At 71.9% G+C, this 15,276-nt stretch carries 17 protein-coding genes and 1 riboswitch; of the genes, 12 read left to right on the top strand and 5 right to left on the bottom strand.

Translation table 11 applies throughout. From position 1 onward, the window contains the following. Nucleotides 1–47 precede the first annotated feature (47 nt). Nucleotides 48–1,064 carry an ABC transporter permease gene (locus tag OHO27_RS36635; protein WP_328429227.1) on the top strand — a complete coding sequence of 339 codons (1,017 nt, stop codon included), beginning with the start codon at nt 48–50 and terminating at the stop codon, nt 1,062–1,064. Nucleotides 1,065–1,192: 128 nt separating this feature from the next. Here the strand turns inward: OHO27_RS36635 and OHO27_RS36630 are convergent, their stop codons facing one another. Continuing rightward, nucleotides 1,193–1,480, bottom strand: coding sequence for a type II toxin-antitoxin system Phd/YefM family antitoxin (locus OHO27_RS36630; RefSeq protein WP_328429226.1), 288 nt, complete (start codon nt 1,478–1,480; stop codon nt 1,193–1,195). Between the two features lie 68 nt (nt 1,481–1,548). On the opposite strand from OHO27_RS36630, the gene OHO27_RS36625 reads away from it, so the two are divergent. From OHO27_RS36625 to OHO27_RS36615, 3 genes are all read left to right on the top strand, one after another. After that, nucleotides 1,549–2,184: an ATP-dependent Clp protease proteolytic subunit gene (locus OHO27_RS36625; RefSeq protein WP_328429225.1), complete on the top strand. Its 636-nt coding sequence runs from the start codon at nt 1,549–1,551 to the stop codon at nt 2,182–2,184. 7 nt (nt 2,185–2,191) lie between these two features. Further along, nucleotides 2,192–2,500 carry a hypothetical protein gene (locus OHO27_RS36620; protein ID WP_328429224.1) on the top strand — a complete coding sequence of 103 codons (309 nt, stop codon included), beginning with the start codon at nt 2,192–2,194 and terminating at the stop codon, nt 2,498–2,500. Nucleotides 2,501–2,921: 421 nt separating this feature from the next. Next, nucleotides 2,922–3,054, top strand: a riboswitch (cyclic di-AMP (ydaO/yuaA leader). Nucleotides 3,055–3,057: 3 nt separating this feature from the next. Continuing rightward, nucleotides 3,058–3,531 carry a C40 family peptidase gene (locus OHO27_RS36615; protein ID WP_328429223.1) on the top strand — a complete coding sequence of 158 codons (474 nt, stop codon included), beginning with the start codon at nt 3,058–3,060 and terminating at the stop codon, nt 3,529–3,531. A gap of 65 nt (nt 3,532–3,596) precedes the next feature. On the opposite strand, the gene OHO27_RS36610 is transcribed toward OHO27_RS36615, so the two are convergent. Continuing rightward, on the bottom strand, nt 3,597–4,211 hold the full coding sequence (locus tag OHO27_RS36610; RefSeq protein WP_328429222.1) for a LysE family translocator: 615 nt from the start codon (nt 4,209–4,211) through the stop codon (nt 3,597–3,599). A 135-nt stretch (nt 4,212–4,346) separates the two neighbouring features. On the opposite strand from OHO27_RS36610, the gene OHO27_RS36605 reads away from it, so the two are divergent. Next, nucleotides 4,347–5,261, top strand: a complete 915-nt coding sequence (locus OHO27_RS36605) for a LysR family transcriptional regulator (RefSeq protein ID WP_328429221.1) — start codon at nt 4,347–4,349, stop codon at nt 5,259–5,261. Nucleotides 5,262–5,277: 16 nt separating this feature from the next. On the opposite strand, the gene OHO27_RS36600 is transcribed toward OHO27_RS36605, so the two are convergent. Continuing rightward, on the bottom strand, nt 5,278–5,736 hold the full coding sequence (locus tag OHO27_RS36600) for an ATP-binding protein (protein WP_328429220.1): 459 nt from the start codon (nt 5,734–5,736) through the stop codon (nt 5,278–5,280). A 213-nt stretch (nt 5,737–5,949) separates the two neighbouring features. Between OHO27_RS36600 and OHO27_RS36595 the strand changes: the two genes are divergently transcribed. Continuing rightward, nucleotides 5,950–6,819, top strand: coding sequence for a helix-turn-helix domain-containing protein (locus OHO27_RS36595; protein ID WP_328429219.1), 870 nt, complete (start codon nt 5,950–5,952; stop codon nt 6,817–6,819). Between the two features lie 9 nt (nt 6,820–6,828). Beyond that, entirely contained in the window at nt 6,829–7,056 is a 228-nt protein-coding gene (locus OHO27_RS36590) for a DUF397 domain-containing protein (protein WP_328429218.1), read from the top strand. An 82-nt stretch (nt 7,057–7,138) separates the two neighbouring features. Here OHO27_RS36590 and OHO27_RS36585 read toward each other — a convergent pair whose 3' ends face one another. Next, the gene (locus tag OHO27_RS36585; protein WP_328429217.1) at nt 7,139–8,266 is read right to left on the bottom strand and encodes an 8-amino-7-oxononanoate synthase; all 1,128 of its coding nucleotides are present in this window, start codon (nt 8,264–8,266) and stop codon (nt 7,139–7,141) included. Nucleotides 8,267–8,412: 146 nt separating this feature from the next. On the opposite strand from OHO27_RS36585, the gene bioB reads away from it, so the two are divergent. The 4 genes from bioB to OHO27_RS36565 are packed head-to-tail and all read left to right on the top strand — an operon-like array spanning nt 8,413 to nt 12,107. Beyond that, nucleotides 8,413–9,657 carry a biotin synthase BioB gene (gene bioB / locus OHO27_RS36580; RefSeq protein WP_328429216.1) on the top strand — a complete coding sequence of 415 codons (1,245 nt, stop codon included), beginning with the start codon at nt 8,413–8,415 and terminating at the stop codon, nt 9,655–9,657. Next, complete coding sequence (locus tag OHO27_RS36575) at nt 9,650–10,948, top strand: adenosylmethionine--8-amino-7-oxononanoate transaminase (protein WP_328429215.1); 1,299 nt, start codon at nt 9,650–9,652, stop codon at nt 10,946–10,948. The genes bioB and OHO27_RS36575 overlap by 8 nt, the downstream gene beginning before the upstream one ends. Nucleotides 10,949–10,950: 2 nt before the next feature. Continuing rightward, nucleotides 10,951–11,667 carry a dethiobiotin synthase gene (gene bioD, locus OHO27_RS36570; RefSeq protein ID WP_328429214.1) on the top strand — a complete coding sequence of 239 codons (717 nt, stop codon included), beginning with the start codon at nt 10,951–10,953 and terminating at the stop codon, nt 11,665–11,667. Further along, entirely contained in the window at nt 11,664–12,107 is a 444-nt protein-coding gene (locus OHO27_RS36565) for a hypothetical protein (protein WP_328429213.1), read from the top strand. The genes bioD and OHO27_RS36565 overlap by 4 nt, the downstream gene beginning before the upstream one ends. Here OHO27_RS36565 and OHO27_RS36560 read toward each other — a convergent pair. Next, a complete protein-coding gene (locus OHO27_RS36560) occupies nt 12,104–14,398 on the bottom strand; it encodes a helix-turn-helix transcriptional regulator (protein WP_328430655.1) in 2,295 nt (764 codons plus the stop codon). The two genes, OHO27_RS36565 and OHO27_RS36560, sit on opposite strands and share 4 nt — an antisense overlap. A 117-nt stretch (nt 14,399–14,515) precedes the next feature. Here OHO27_RS36560 and OHO27_RS36555 point away from each other — a divergent pair, with 117 nt between their 5' ends. Further along, on the top strand, nt 14,516–15,202 hold the full coding sequence (locus tag OHO27_RS36555) for an esterase/lipase family protein (protein WP_328429212.1): 687 nt from the start codon (nt 14,516–14,518) through the stop codon (nt 15,200–15,202). Nucleotides 15,203–15,276: the final 74 nt, after the last annotated feature.

The raw sequence follows: 15,276 nt of genomic DNA, 5'->3' as shown, positions 1-15,276 counted from the left end.
AGAGCGTCATCAAAAACGAACGATCCTTCTTTTTGTCAGGAGGGCCCATGTCCACCCCGTCCGCTACGCCGCCCAGGTCCGCCGCACCCAGGCGCCTGATCGCGGTCGTCGTCCTCGTCCCCGTCCTCGCCGCCCTCGCGCTGTGGGCCTTCGCCTGGCCCGCCGCCCGCACCGCTCCCCGCGACCTGCCGCTCGGGGTGGCCGGACCGGCCGCCGCCACGGCCCAGATGGAGAAGCAACTCGGCCGGCACGAGGGCGCGTTCGAGATCCACCGCTACGCCGACGCCGCCGCCGCCAAGGACGCGATCGAGGACCGGACCGTATACGGCGCGGTCGTCGTGACCCCGCAGGGCCCCGAGCTGCTGACCGCCTCGGCCGCGGGGCCGGCCGTCGCCCAGCTGCTCCAGCAGGCGGTGGCCCAGCAGGCCGCCGCCGAGGGCAGCCAGGTCAAGACCGTCGACGTCGTCCCCACACCCGGGAACGACCCGCGCGGTGCGGCCCTCGGCGCGAGCGTCCTGCCACTCGCCCTGGCCGGCATGGCGGCGGGCGCGGCGGTGACCCTGCTCGGGCTGCGCGGCATCCGGGCCGTGAGCGCCCTGGCCGGCGCCGCCGCTCTGATCGGCGTGGTCGCGGCCGCGCTCGCGCACAGCTGGCTGGGGATCCTCACCGGCCACTGGTGGGCGGAGGCCGGGGTGTTCGCGCTGACGACGCTGGCCGTGAGCGCGGCCGTCGCGGGGCTCGCCGCACTGATCGGCAACGCGGGCATCGGCATCGTGTCGTTCTTGGTGATGTTCCTCGGCAACCCGTTCTCCGGGGCCGCCTCGGCGCCGCAGATGCTGCCCGAGCCGGTCGGGGCCATCGGCCAGTGGCGGCCGCCGGGCGCGGGCACGACCCTGCTGCGTTCGGTGTCCTTCTTCGACGGCGCGGCGGCGATCGGCCCCGCCATGACGCTGACCTGGTGGGCCGCGCTGGGTCTGGGCGCCGTACTGCTCGGGAACGCCCTGAGGTCCCGGACGCCCAGCACCGAGCCCGCGGCCGACAGGGAGCTCGCCCCCGTCGGCTGAGCAACCACCCGGCCGCATCGAACCGACCGTGCACCCCGCTGTAGCGGACGGGGGTGCACGGTCCTGTCGTTCGAGGGTTGGCGGGACGGAGGCCCGAAAGCCGGCTCGGCGTCCGGAAGGCGGCGGGCCTACGAGGGGCTCGGTCCCCGATGCTCCGCGGCGATACCGAAGCGCTGTCGTTCGCGGGGAGCGGACGCGACCTCGCGGACCCCGGACACCGCACTGATCACCTGCTCCTCGGCGAGCTCTGCGGGCTCCCCGAGCTTCTCCAGTCGTTCGAGGTCAGAGGCGGAGACAAGGGCGACGAGGGGCTTTCCGTGGCGCGTCACGACGACGCGCTCACCGCCGTACACCACGCGATTGATCAGTTCGGCGAGCTCAGCCCTGGCTTGCGTCACCGGAATCTCGTAGGCCATGCTCCCTACATTACGTCATGTACGTCCTGTACATTTTTTACAGGCACCTCTACAACGGAGCGTGAGCCATGACCCGACCGTCCGCCCGCTATGTACTGCCCGAGTTCACCGAGCGCACGAGTTCAGGCCTGAGGACGCAGGATCCGTACTCGAAGCTGCTGGAGGAGCGGATCGTCTTTCTCGGCACACAGATCGACGACACCTCGGCGAACGACGTGATGGCCCAGTTCATGTATCTGGAGCACAAGGACCCTGACCAGGACATCTCGCTGTACATCAATTCGCCCGGCGGCTCGTTCAGCTCCATGTCGGCGATCTACGACACGATGCAGTACGTCACCTGCGACGTGGAGACGATCTGCCTGGGCCAGGCCGGCGCGTCCGGTGCGGTGCTGCTCGCCGCGGGCACGCCGGGGAAGCGGTTCGCGCTGCCGGGCGCCCGTGTGGTGATCCATCAGCCGGGGCTGCCCGAGCCGGTCGAGGGCCAGGCCAGCGATCTGGCCATCCAGGCCGACGAACTGACGCGGATTCGGACCCGCCTGGAGGAGATGCTCGCCCGGCACACCGGTCGCAGCCGCGAGCAGGTGACGCAGGACATCGAGCGGGACAAGATCCTCAACGCCCAGGAGGCGCTGGAGTACGGGCTGGTGGACCGGATCATCCCCAGCCGCAAGGCGACCCTCGCGCCGCCCACGGGGCGGTGATCGACCGGTGCTGCCACCCGAGTTGCCGCCCCTGCCCGCGCTGACCCGCGCGGAGGGCGAGTTGATCGACCGTTACCTCGATGTGGTGGACCTGCTCGGCCGGATCAACCCGGCGCAGGACGGCGACACCTACCGCGGACTGCGTGCCGCCCAGGCGCTCGTACGCAAGGCGGCCGAGCTGCGGGACGCGCTGGCGCTGATGCATCAGCAGGGCGAGACGGAGCTGCACGCCCCCACGCTCGCGCGTGCGCTGCGTGTGCTGGACGGGGAGCGCCGAACGGCTCGTGTCACGGTGCCGCCGCGCTCCGACAGTTGACGACGCGTACGGGCCGGCCCCCGGGCGTCTCGATCCCACCGACGAGGCGTCCGGCACAAGGCTGAAACGGACCAAACGGCGTACCCCCAATCGGCGTAGCCATGGCTCCTTTTGCGGGCCCATCAGGGTTGCGCAACGGGCATGAGTCCAGGGCGGAACGAGGCGCTCCATCGCTGGTCCGGGACTCCTTCGCCCCCTGGACACCCTCTCGAACACGCGGGTACCCACCCGAACGGGCGAGTGGTGACTAACACCACAAATCCCCGGTTCCGTTGGGTATTTCGCTCATCCGTGCGTCAAGATCCCTGACTGACGACAAGCCCCCGCCACAGCGGCGGGGCGGTCCGGGCGGACGCCGAGTCCTGCCGCCGCCCGGATGCCCGGTCGACAGGAGTGGATCGGCAGGAGTGGAGGACCCGAGCAAGACGGGTCGCCGGAGCGGACGTTCGTTCGAGCCGAGCAGCCCTTGGGGTGAAGCCGCGACCACGCGGCCGGGCAACTTCGCCAGCCCGAATCCGACAGGTCATCCTTCTCAGGCGGCTGACGAAGGGTTGCGCATGACTGCGCTCAATCGTGTCCCGTCGCTCATGGCCCGGGCCGGTACGGCCTCGGCTCTCACCATCGCCGCAATGGGCGGCTCGATAGTGGCGCCCGGCTTCACGTCCGAAGCAGAGGCGGCCACACCGGCGACGAAGGCACTCCAGGTCGCGGCCTCCAAGAAGGGCTCCCCGTACAAGTGGGGCGCCACGGGGCCGAGCCGGTTCGACTGCTCCGGGCTGACGCTGTACTCGTTCAAGAAGGCGGGCAAGAAACTGCCCCGTACGGCGGCCCAGCAGTACAACAAGACGCGCCACATCTCCGCCAAGAGCCGCAAGGCCGGAGACCTGGTGTTCTTCCACTCGGGGTCGTACGTCTACCACGTCGGCATCTACGCCGGGAAGGGAAAGATCTGGCACTCCCCCAAGAGCGGGGACGTTGTAAAGCTGCAGAAGATCTGGACCAGGAGCGTCTGGTACGGCCGGGTCAAGTGACCCTCCCGGGGGCGATGGCGGCGGCCTGACACGCCGTCATCGCCCCCGGGGCACCAGAAAGGCCGTCAGAGGGCCATCAGCGGCCCGGCGAGGAGTCCCACGCCGAAGGCCGTCAGGGCGACGCCGGTGACCGTCGTGACCGCCCGGGCGGCGCGCGGCCGGCGCAGCCACCGCCCGAGCCGGTCCACCAGCAGGGCGACCATCTGGAACCACACCAGCGCGATCGCGAGCACGATCAGGGCGAGCAGCAGCGTCCGGGGCAGCGCGGGCGCGCCCGCGGGCACGAACTGGGGCAGCACGCTGAGGAAGGTGAGGGACGCCTTCGGGTTGAGGGCGTTGGTGACGAAGCCCTGCCGCAGCGGTCGGCCGGTGGAATCGTCGCGCATGTCCGCCACTTCACTGCGCCGCTGTCGCAGGGTCTGGACGCCCAGATACAACACATAGACCCCGCCCACCACTTGGAGCGCACGGAACAGCGCCGGTACGGCGGCCAGGATCGCGGCGACCCCCAGCACCGCCAGCGTCACGTGCACCAGCAGCCCGGCCCCGATCCCGAGCGCGCAGGCGATGCCGGCCCGGCGGGAGACGAGGGCGTTGCGCACGACGACGGTGAAGTCAGCGCCGGGCATGGCGACGAGACCGGCGGAGACCCCGGTGAAGGCGATGAGCTGAGCGTCCATGGCACCCAGCGTGCCGCGCGGAAGCCTTCAGCAGGTATTTCGAATATTCTGGGCCTGCCTAAAGCATTGGTTTAGGCAGACGAGCTTGGACGGACGAGCTTGGACAGATGAGCTTGGACAGATGAGGAGCCCGGCATGTACGACCCGACCAGGCTCGCCGCCCTGGTGGCGGTCGCCGAGGCGGGTTCGATCACCCGGGCGGCCGAGCGGCTCGGCTACACCACGCCCGCGCTCTCCCAGCAGCTGGCCAAGCTGGAGCGCGAGGCGGGCACCGCGCTTCTGGTACGGCACCACCGCGGGGCGCGGCTGACGGGTGCGGGCGAGCTGCTGGTGGCGCGGGCGCGGCGGGTCCTCGACGAGCTGGAGCGGGCACGGCACGAGCTGGCCCGGCTGACCGGTCTGTCGGGCGGCACGCTCCGGCTCGGCACCTTCCAGACCGCGGGCATCCATCTGCTGCCGCCGGCCCTCAGCGCGTTCCGGCGGGCCCATCCGGACGTGGAGCTGACGGTCGCCGACTACGAACCGTCGGACGGCGTCGCCGCCGTGGCGGCCGGTGAGGTGGATCTGGCCCTGACGCACGCGTACGAGCCGGGCGACCCGATCCCCCTCGCGTCCTCGGTCCGCGTCGAGCCGGTCCTCGTCGAGGAGCTGGTCCTGGTGTCCGCGCCGGGCCACGCCCTCACCAGCGGGACCGCACGGCTGCCGCTGACCGAGCTCGCCGGGCAGCCGCTGATCAGCATGGCCCCGGACGCTCCGGCCCGGCGGGGTGTGGAGGCGGTGCTGGCGCGGGCGGGGGCCCTGCCCTCGGTGCTCGTGCCGACGCCGGGGTATCTCCTGGTGTGCGCGCTGGCCAGTGCGGGGCTCGGGGTCGCGGTCGTACCGGAGATGGTGGCGCGTACGTCGGTCACGCCGGTCGGGGTGCGCGCGCTGGAGGGCGCACAGCTGCGCCGTACGATCTCGGTCGCCTTCCGGAGCGAGGAGGCGGCTCCGGCCGCGGACGCTTTCCGGGCTCTGCTGCGCGGCACGTTCGGCCGGTCGCGGCAGACCTGAGGGGCCGGGCTCGTGGCTACGGTTCCTGCGGTCCTGCGGTCGGCACGGGCGCTGCGGGCACCGTCCACGGCAGTTCGATGGAGATGGTCTTGCCGCCTTCGCGGGTCGGGCGCACTCTCAGCTTGCCGCCGCATTCCGCGGTCAGCCAGCGGATGATGACCAGGCCACGGCCGTTGTCCTGCTGGACGGCGGCGGGCAGCCGCTTGGGGAAGCGGGGGTGGCTGTCGGTGACCCCGATGCGCAGGTGTTCGTCACGGTCGAGCACGAGGTCCACCGTGAAGGTGGGTGACTGGCCCAGGGTGTGCTGTACGGCGTTGGTGGTGAGTTCGGAGACGATCAGGCGGATGGTGTCGGCCGCTTCGGTTTCCGGTGGCAGTCCCCACTCCGCGAGGGTGGTGACCACATAGGTCCGGGCCGCGGAGACCGAGGCTGGATCGCTCGGCAGAGTGACGGATGCTTCCAAATGGTCTGCCATGGCGATGTCGTCCCTTTCCCAACGGGACCGCAGTCCGACACGGAGCGGAGGGTTCGAGTACGGTCCCGGACTGGTGCTTCGTCGCCAGACTGCCATTACCAGGGCCGTCACGGTGCCGATCCCCCGAGATATGCATATATCTGTCGCTCGAAGCGGTGAACTCTGCGACGGCAGAGCGTATTTGGGTGGCTCGGTTGGAGTAAGGAGTTGCCCATGCAGCACGGTCCCGCGGTGCGCCGCCGGAAACTGGGCGCGGAACTGCGTGCGTTACGCACCGGGGCGGGACTCACCAGCGGTGAGGCGGCCCGGCTGGTGGGCTGGCACCAGTCCAAGGTGAGCCGGATCGAAACGGGCGCCAGTGGGGTGAAACCGGCCGATGTGCGGTTACTGCTCGATGTCTACGGCGTACGGGATGCCCAACTACGCCAGTTGATGCTGGCGTTGGCGGGCTCCGACGCGGGTGACGGCCGGGATCACTGGTGGCACGCGTACCGCGGAGTGCTGCCGACGACGTACCGCGACTTCATCAGCCTGGAGTCCCAGGCGAGCGCGATGCGCACGCTGGAGACCTCCGTGGTGCCCGGGCTGCTGCAGACCCCCGAGTACGCCCGCGCGGTGACCCGGGCCGCGGTGGGCGGGCTCGACGACGACGCCGACGAACGTCTGGACGCGCTGGTCGCGGTCCGTCTGGCCAGGCAGGACGTGCTGCGCGCCGAGCCGCCGCTGGAGCTGAGCGCGGTGCTCGACGAGGCGGTGCTGCGCCGGGAGATCGGCGGGCCCGAGGTGATGGAGCAGCAGTTGAGGCGGCTGATGGCGGCGGCGCGACTGCCGCAAGTCAGGCTGCAGGTCCTGCCGTTCGCGGCCGGCGAGCATATCGGCATCACCGGGCCTTTCGTTATCTTCTCATTTTCGCGCACTTCTGATCTGGATGTGGTTGTTCTCGACCACTTGACGAGTAGCCTCTACCTCGAACGGAAAGAAGACCTCCAGGCCTACACGGAGGCCTTCAACGCCCTTCGGAGCCACGCCCTTTCGCCCGAGGAATCGATGGATTACATCGCCGCACTGGCTGGCGGCGCGTAAGGAGGCACCATGACCACCCTGCCTCGGAAGGTGAGTTCAAGCACCGAACTGCCTGGTGCACGATGGCTGCGCAGCAGCTACAGCACCGGAGCCAACAACTGCGTCGAGACGGCGCGGCCGCACTCGGGTCCCTGGACCGGGCTGCTCGCCGTGCGCGACTCCAAGGACCCGGCCGGACCCGCGCTGCTCTTCTCCCCCGAGAGCTGGGCGGGCTTCACGGCGGCGCTCCAGTCCTGACCGTTTCCCGATCAGCCTGACCGATTTCGATCATTTCCGATCGGTTCCGCCGGGCGCGACGGCAGGGCCGTGTCACGCCGACTCATGGCCGTGTCTCGCCGATGATCCGTACAGCGCGTTCGATCTGCCCCTCGGAGAGGTCCGCGCGGGCGGTCAGCCTCAGCCGTGAGATGCCGTCGGGGACGGAAGGAGGCCGGAAGCAGCCCACGGCCAGGCCTGCCGCACGGCACTCGGCCGCCCAGCGCACGGCCTCCTCCGGGGACGGCGCGCGCACGGAGACGACCGCCGCGTCCGGCCGTACGGCTTGATGGGCAGCGGCGGTCAGGCGTGCGTGCAGTTCACCCGCCACTTCGCGGGCCCGTGCCGCGCGCTCCGGCTCGCGGCGCAGCAGTCTCAGTGCCGCCAGGGCCGCGCCCGCCGCCGCGGGGGCGAGGCCGGTGTCGAAGATGAAGGTCCGGGCCGCGTTGACCAGGTGGTCGATCACCCGGGCGGGGCCGAGCACGGCGCCGCCCTGGCTGCCGAGCGACTTGGACAGCGTGACCGTGACGACGACGTCGTCGGCGCCCGCGAGCCCCGCCGCGTGCGGGGCGCCGCGGCCGCCGTCGCCGAGCACCCCCAGGCCGTGGGCGTCGTCGACGACAAGCCCGGCGCCGTGCTCCCGGCACACCTCGGCGAACCGGGCCAGCGGGGCCGCGTCGCCGTCGACCGAGAAGACGGTGTCGGACACGACGACGGCGGGCCCGTCGTGCGTCTGGAGCGCCTTGCGCACGGCATCCGGGTCGGAGTGCGCGACGACCTGTGTCGTGCCGCGCGCCAGCCGGCAGCCGTCGATCAGCGAGGCGTGGTTACCCGCGTCGGAGACGATCAGCGAGCCGTGCGGCGCCAGAGCGGTGACCGCGGCGAGGTTGGCCGCGTAGCCGGACGAGAAGACCAGTGCCGCCTCGACGCCGCAGAAGTCGGCCAGCTCGCGCTCCAGCTCGGTGTGCAGCTCGGTCGTGCCCGTCACGAGCCGGGAGCCGGTCGAGCCGCCGCCCCACGCCCGCGCGGCCCGCGCGGCACCCTCGGTGACCTCGGGGTGGCGGGCCAGGCCCAGGTAGTCGTTGCTGGCGAGGTCGAGGAGCGGAGATTCGGCGGGGCGGGGGCGCAGGGTCCGCACGAGTCCGGCGCGGCGGCGCAGTTCCGCCTGCTCGTCGATCCAGCCGAACGCCATGACTCCTCCGGGCTTTTGTAGGCAGTGGACAGACACTAGCCGCAGCGGCGGGCCCCCACGGTGTGGCAATACCCACACATCGAATGGACAGGGTTGTGCAAACTCTCCTTGGCTCGGAGCCCCTCCGTACGTCAGGATCAGCTCCCATGGACCTGCTGAACACGCTGGTGGACAAGGGGCTTCGGCGCGAGCTGCCGACCCGCGAGGAAGCCTTGGCCGTCCTCGCCACTTCCGACGACGACCTGCTCGATGTGGTGGCCGCGGCCGGGAAGGTGCGCCGGCAGTGGTTCGGCCGACGGGTGAAACTCAACTATCTCGTCAACCTCAAGTCGGGCCTGTGCCCGGAGGACTGCAACTACTGTTCCCAGCGGCTCGGCTCCACCACCGGCATCCTCAAGTACACCTGGCTCAAGCCGGACGAGGCCTCCCAGGCCGCGGCCGCCGGTTTGGCGGGAGGCGCCAAGCGCGTCTGCCTGGTGGCGTCCGGGCGCGGCCCGACCGACCGGGACGTGGACCGGGTCTCCAAGACCATCAAGGCGATCAAGGACGAGAACGAGGGCGTCGAGGTGTGCGCCTGCCTCGGCCTCCTCTCCGACGGCCAGGCCGAGCGGCTGCGTGAGGCCGGCGCGGACGCCTACAACCACAACCTCAACACCTCCGAGAGCACCTACGCGGACATCACGACCACGCACACCTACGCCGACCGTGTCGACACCGTGAACAAGGCGCATGCGGCGGGCCTCTCGGCGTGCTCGGGTCTGATCGCGGGCATGGGCGAGAGCGACGAGGACCTGGTCGACGTCGTCTACTCGCTGCGCGAGCTGGACCCGGACTCGGTGCCGGTCAACTTCCTGATCCCGGTCGAGGGCACCCCGCTCGCCAAGGAGTGGAACCTCACCCCGCAGCGGTGCCTGCGCATCCTGGCGATGGTGCGGTTCGTCTGCCCCGACGTCGAGGTCCGGATCGCCGGTGGCCGCGAGGTCCATCTGCGCACGATGCAGCCCCTCGCCCTGCACCTGGCCAACTCGATCTTCCTCGGCGACTACCTGACCACCGAGGGCCAGGCCGGCAAGGCCGACCTGGAGATGATCGCGGACGCCGGGTTCGAGGTGGAGGGCACCGACCAGGTGACGCTGCCCGAGCACCGGGCGACGGCCGGGGGCGGGTGCGGCTCGCACGAGAGCGCGGGGTGCGGATCGCACGAAGGTGCCGGGTGCGGATCGCACCAGAGCGCCGGGTGCGGGTCGCACGAGGGTGGCGGTGTGTGCGGTACGGCCGACCCCGCCGCGCCGGCCGACGAGCCTCGCACCGACCTCGTCACCGAACCGCGCACCGACCTGGTCGCCGTGCGCCGCCGGGGTGCCGGAACGGACCTCGCGCCCAATGCCTGACCCGCGTCCCGTGGCCGGCCTGACCGTGCCCGAGCTGCTGGAGCTGGACCGGCGGCACGTCTGGCATCCGTACGGTCCGATGCCCGGCCGTGTCGAGCCGCTCGTCGTGGAGTCGGCGAGCGGGGTGCGGCTGACCTTGGCGGACGGCTCGGGCGAACTGGTCGACGGCATGTCGTCCTGGTGGTCGGCGATCCACGGCTACAACCACCCGGTGCTCAACGAGGCCGTGCGCGAGCAGCTGTCGCGGATGAGCCATGTGATGTTCGGCGGGCTCACCCACGAGCCCGCCGTGCGCCTGGCGAAGCTCCTTGTCGATATGTCGCCCGACGGTCTGGAGCATGTCTTCCTCGCGGACTCCGGGTCGGTGTCGGTCGAGGTCGCGGTCAAGATGTGCCTTCAGTACTGGCGTTCGCTGGGCCGGCCCGGCAAGCAGCGGCTGCTGACCTGGCGCGGCGGCTACCACGGCGACACCTGGCAGCCGATGTCGGTGTGCGACCCCGAGGGCGGGATGCACGAGCTGTGGACCGGGGTGCTCCAGCGCCAGGTGTTCGCGGACCCGCCGCCGGCCGAGTACGAGGAGTCGTACGCCGATGAACTGCGCTCGCTCATCGAGCGGCACGCCGACGAACTGGCGGCGGTGATCGTCGAGCCGGTCGTGCAGGGCGCGGGCGGGATGCGGTTCCACTCCCCCGCGTATCTGCGGGTGCTGCGGGAGGCGTGCGACGCGCACGACGTGCTGCTGGTGTTCGACGAGATCGCGACCGGGTTCGGCCGCACGGGTGCGCTGTTCGCGGCGGACCACGCGGCGGTGACGCCGGATGTGATGTGCGTGGGCAAGGCGCTGACGGGCGGCTATATGACGATGGCCGCGACACTGTGCACCTCGCGCGTGGCCGACGGGATCTCGCGGGGCGATGTGCCGGTCCTGGCCCACGGCCCGACGTTCATGGGCAACCCGCTCGCCGCCGCGGTCGCCTGCGCCTCGATCGAGCTGCTGCTCGGCCAGGACTGGCCGGCCGAGGTCAAGCGGATCGAGACGGGGCTGCGTGAGGGGCTCGCCCCCGCGGCGGACATCCCGGGCGTCAAGGACGTACGGGTCCTCGGTGCGATCGGGGTCGTGCAACTCGACCACGCCGTCGACATGGAGGCGGCGACGGCGGCCGCCGTGCGCGAGGGCGTGTGGCTGCGGCCGTTCCGCGACCTCGTCTACACGATGCCGCCGTATGTCACGGGCGACGCGGACGTGGCACGGATCGCCCGTGCGGTGTGCGCGGCAGTGCGGGAGGGATGAACATGCCGATCCTGGTGATCACAGGGACGGGCACGGAGGTCGGCAAGACGGTCACGACCGCCGCGGTCGCCGCGACGGCGATGGGCGCGGGCCGGTCGGTGGCGGTGCTCAAGGCCGCTCAGACCGGCGTACGGCCGGACGAGTGCGGGGACGCGGAGGAGGCGGCGCGGCTCGCGGGCGCGGTGACGACCGCCGAACTCGCCCGCTATCCCGACCCGTTGGCCCCGGCGACGGCGGCGCGAAGGGCCGCTCGGCCTCCGGTCCGCCCGCAGGAGGTCGCCGAGGCGGCCGCCAAGCTGGCCACCGAGCACGACCTGGTGCTGGTGGAGGGGGCGGGCGGGCTGCTCGTCCGCTTCGACGAGACGGGCGGCACGCTGGCGGACGCGGCCGAGCTGATGGCGGCGCCGGTTCTCGTGGTGGCGTCGGCGGGTCTGGGCACGTTGAACACGACCGAGCTGACAGCGCGTGAACTGCGTTCCCGCCGACTGGACCTGCTGGGCGTTGTGATCGGCAGCTGGCCTGCGGCACCGGATCTGGCGTCGCGCTGCAATGTCGCGGACCTGCCCGAGGTGGCGGGGGCGCCGCTGCTGGGTGTGCTTCCGACCGGCGCGGGGGCGCTGGCACCGGCCGACTTCCGTGCTGCGGCGCCGGGTTGGCTGGCGCCGCGGTTGTTCGGGACGTGGGATGCGGAGGGGTTCCGAGGGCGGGAGGCGCCGTGAAGCCTGCCGCTCCCGACGAGTGGGACGACTTGATCGACACGTGGGACGAGATCCGCCAGGGCTACTACCTCGGCGATGCGCCGGAAGCGGTGCTCGACTGCGCGAGGAACCTGGAGGCGAGCGTCCGGGCCGGCAGTCCGGACACCGCTCTGTGGACCCTCGGACTGGTGCTGACAGGGCCTTACGTGATCTACGCCCGGCCTGATGCGGCGGCCGAGGCTCGTGTGCTGGAGGCGATGGGCGCCGTCGAGCAGGCTCTCGGAGGGGCGACCTGTGCCCATGACGAGCATCCGTGTGACGACATGGCGCTCGACGACGAGCTGGACAGCCTTCGCGATGTCCTGGACATGCTGGCCCGCCCGGAATGGGACGCTGCGAGGGACATCTGGGCCTGCCCGCGGAACCTCGTCGGGTTCGCCCGCGCCTTCGCCGACGCCTAGCCGGTCTCGCCTCCCTCGCTCTCGTCGACCTCGGCGATGAACCGGACGAGCTCGATACGGGAACGTATCCCCAGGCGGCTGAAGACGCCCCGCAGGTGGTGGTCGATGGTGCGCGGGCTGAGGGCGAGGCGAGCGGCGATCTCGCGGTTGGTGGCTCCCTCGGCGGCCATACGGGCGACCAGGAGTTGCTGGGCGGTGAGGCGGGCGGTCGGATTGTCGGGGCCGGTGCGCGTGGGGGTGGCCGGGGTGCCCAGGGCGCGCAGTTCGGAACGGGCCTGGGCCGCGCAGTGCGGGGCGCCGAAGGAGTCGAACGCCTCCAGGGCGCTGTGCAGGCGGTCGCGTGCCTCCAGACGGCGGCGCAGTCGGCGCAGGGTGCTGCCGAACAGCAGCTCCGTGCGGGCGCGTTCGAAGTCGCGGGTGCCGTGGGAGTGCAGGTCGAGGGAGACGCGGTAGTGGTCCACGGCTTCCGCGCCGGGCGTGAGGAGGGCGCGGCAGCGGGCGCTCAGGGCCAGGTCGTCGGGGCTGCGCACGGCGTTCGCCCAGCGGTGGTAGTCGGCGTGCGCGACGCGGGCGACCCGGGTGTCACCGGTGCGGACGGCGGCCTCGACGTAGTGCGGGGTGGCCAGGTGGCGGACGGCCCGGTGGCCGTGCCCGGGGCCGAACCCGGCCAGGGCGCGCAGCCGGGCGGCCGCGGCGGCGAAGCGGCCGCTGCTCAGGTCGAGGACGGCGAGCGCCCACTGGGCGAGTGCCGCGGGCAGGCCCAGGCCACGGGCGAGGGCGTACGACCGTGCGCTCGCGGCGCGTTCGCGGCAGAGGTCCGCGTCTCCGGTGAGCGCCGAGAACATGGCCAGGGCCGCCTGCAGATGACAGGCGCCGTTGTCCTGACCGGTGGCGTGGGCCTGCCACAGCGCATCCGCCGCGGCGGCCTCGCCGGCCCGGGGGCGTCCGGTCCAGAAGTCGGCGTACGCACGGAACTCCATCGCCTGCGGCACGGTCACCGGGGTGCCCCGAGCCCGGGCGGAGGCGGCCGCACGGACGGTCGCGGTGGCCGCGCGGGTGTGGTCGCCGAGGAGCAGGGCGGCGATCCCGGCGTGGATCAGAACGGTGGGATCACCCCCTGGCCCGCATCGCCCGGCCGCCGCCTGCAGCAGGTCACGCGCGTCCTCGTACCGCCCGTCGAACGCCGCCACGAGCCCGCCCAGCGTCCCTGGCGGGACGATCCCGAGCCGGTCGGCAACCCGCGAGGCCTCGCGCAGGCGACGTAGGTCTCCGGTGTAGATGGCGGCTTCGGTCGCGCGGGCGAGGAGGTGGACGGCGGGGGCCGGGGCGCTGGAGGGGTGCGGGCCGTGAACCGCACCGCCTCCCCTGCACCGCCACCATCCAACTCCCCTGCACAGCCACCATCCCCTCCCCGGCATCACCCCCGCCCGAACCACCGCCGACACCAACGCGTCGAACGCCTCCCCGGCATTCCCCGCCCGCAGGGCGAGCACCCCGCTCAGGGCGCCCTCGGAGCCGGCCGCCGCCAACCGACGTGCCCGTTCACCGTCGCCCGATCGCCAGGCGTAGCCGGCTGCCCGGGTCAGCAGGCGGGTCTGCTCGGACGGTTCGGGGCACAGGGCTGCGGCCCGTTCCGCCAATGCCCGAGCCAAGGGCAACCGCCCAGCAGTCGCTGCCTTGCGTGCGGCGGCGCCGAGTTCCGCCGCGAGTCGGCCGCTGGGGCCGGGCGCGCCGGCACCCCGGTGCCAGGAGCGCCATGGCGTCTCGCCCGCGCCGCCCAGCACGCGGGCCAGCAGGCGGTGGACGTCGCGGCGGTCGGCCGGGGAGCCCGTCTCGTAGGCAGCGATCCGCGTCCACGCGTCACGGAACACCACCCCGCCGGCACCCGCGTGCGCGATCCCGCCGGCGTCGGCCGCGTCCAGCGACCGGGTGTCGAGGCGGGCCGCCATGACGGCGCGCAGGAACGCGTCGGTGGGGACCGGGTACTGGTCGGCCGCGGCGAGGAGCAGGAGCAGGCGGGTGTCGTCCGGCAACGCCCGTATCTCCGCCCGGCGTTCACGCAGCAAGGCCGGGGCCAGTTCGGCCGGGTCCGTGGGCAGCGGGTCGAGGCCCCTCACCTGGCGGTCGGTCAGACGCGGGACAAGTTCGGCGGCGGCGCGCGGATCGCCGTACACCGCACGCAGCACCCGTACCCGGACCCCTTCGGGAAGGGTGGTGGCCGGCTCTGGCCACGCGTCCGTGAGCTGCGGTGGCGAAGTGCGGTCGAGAGGTGGGGGGTTCACCGGTGTCACCACACGAATGACGTTACTGGCGAGTTATTTGAACCGTAAAGACCGGCGATTTCGCCGATGCGGCGCGCGTAGACCGGCTCGACACTCCTGACAACCCCACACGTTTCAGGAGGCATCATGCAGCGCCACACGCGTCGCATCGCCACGGCCGCCTCGGCCTTGGCCGCATCGCTCCTTCTGTCACTGTCCCTCTCCCCCACAACCGCGCACGCCGCGACCCACGACCCCGTCGTCTTCGTGCACGGCCTGAGCAGCTCGGCGAGCAGCTGGGACGACTGGGCCGGTTACTTCAAGGCCGACGGCTACCCGGCCGCCGAGCTGGACGCCTGGTCGTACGACTGGGCCCAGTCCAACGCCACCACCGCCCAGCAGCTCGCGACCGAGATCAGAAACGTGCTCGCCCGCACCGGCGCCTCGAAGGTCGACCTGGTCGTCCACTCGCTGGGCGCGCTCAGCTCCCGCTACTACCTCAAGAACCTCGGCGGTACGTCTTACGTCGACGACTTCGTCTCCACCGCCGGCGTGAACCACGGCACGTCCACCGCCTCGTGGTGCGCGTGGCTGTACACCTCCTGCGCGGAGATGAACACCGGCAGCTCGTTCCTGACCGCCCTGAACTCCGGCGACGAGACCCCGGGCGGCGTGTCGTACGCCAGCTACTGGTCGAACTGCGACGACGCGCTCACGCCCGACACCACGGCGATCCTGAGCGGCGCGACCAACGTCGAGGTCGGCTGTGTCTCGCACACCGACATGAACAACGACCACGGCGTGTACGAGCAGGTCCGGGACTTCATCGGCTGAGCCGGTCCGGAACGGCAGCCACCGCAACGGCGGGGGGTGCGTCGGCCCCGTACGGGGGACAATCAGGGTGAACC

Source organism: Streptomyces sp. NBC_00443 (assembly GCF_036014175.1).
GTDB lineage: Bacteria > Actinomycetota > Actinomycetes > Streptomycetales > Streptomycetaceae > Streptomyces.
Note: the sequence above shows the minus strand (reverse complement) of the source record. Positions and strands in the feature narration are given on the sequence as shown.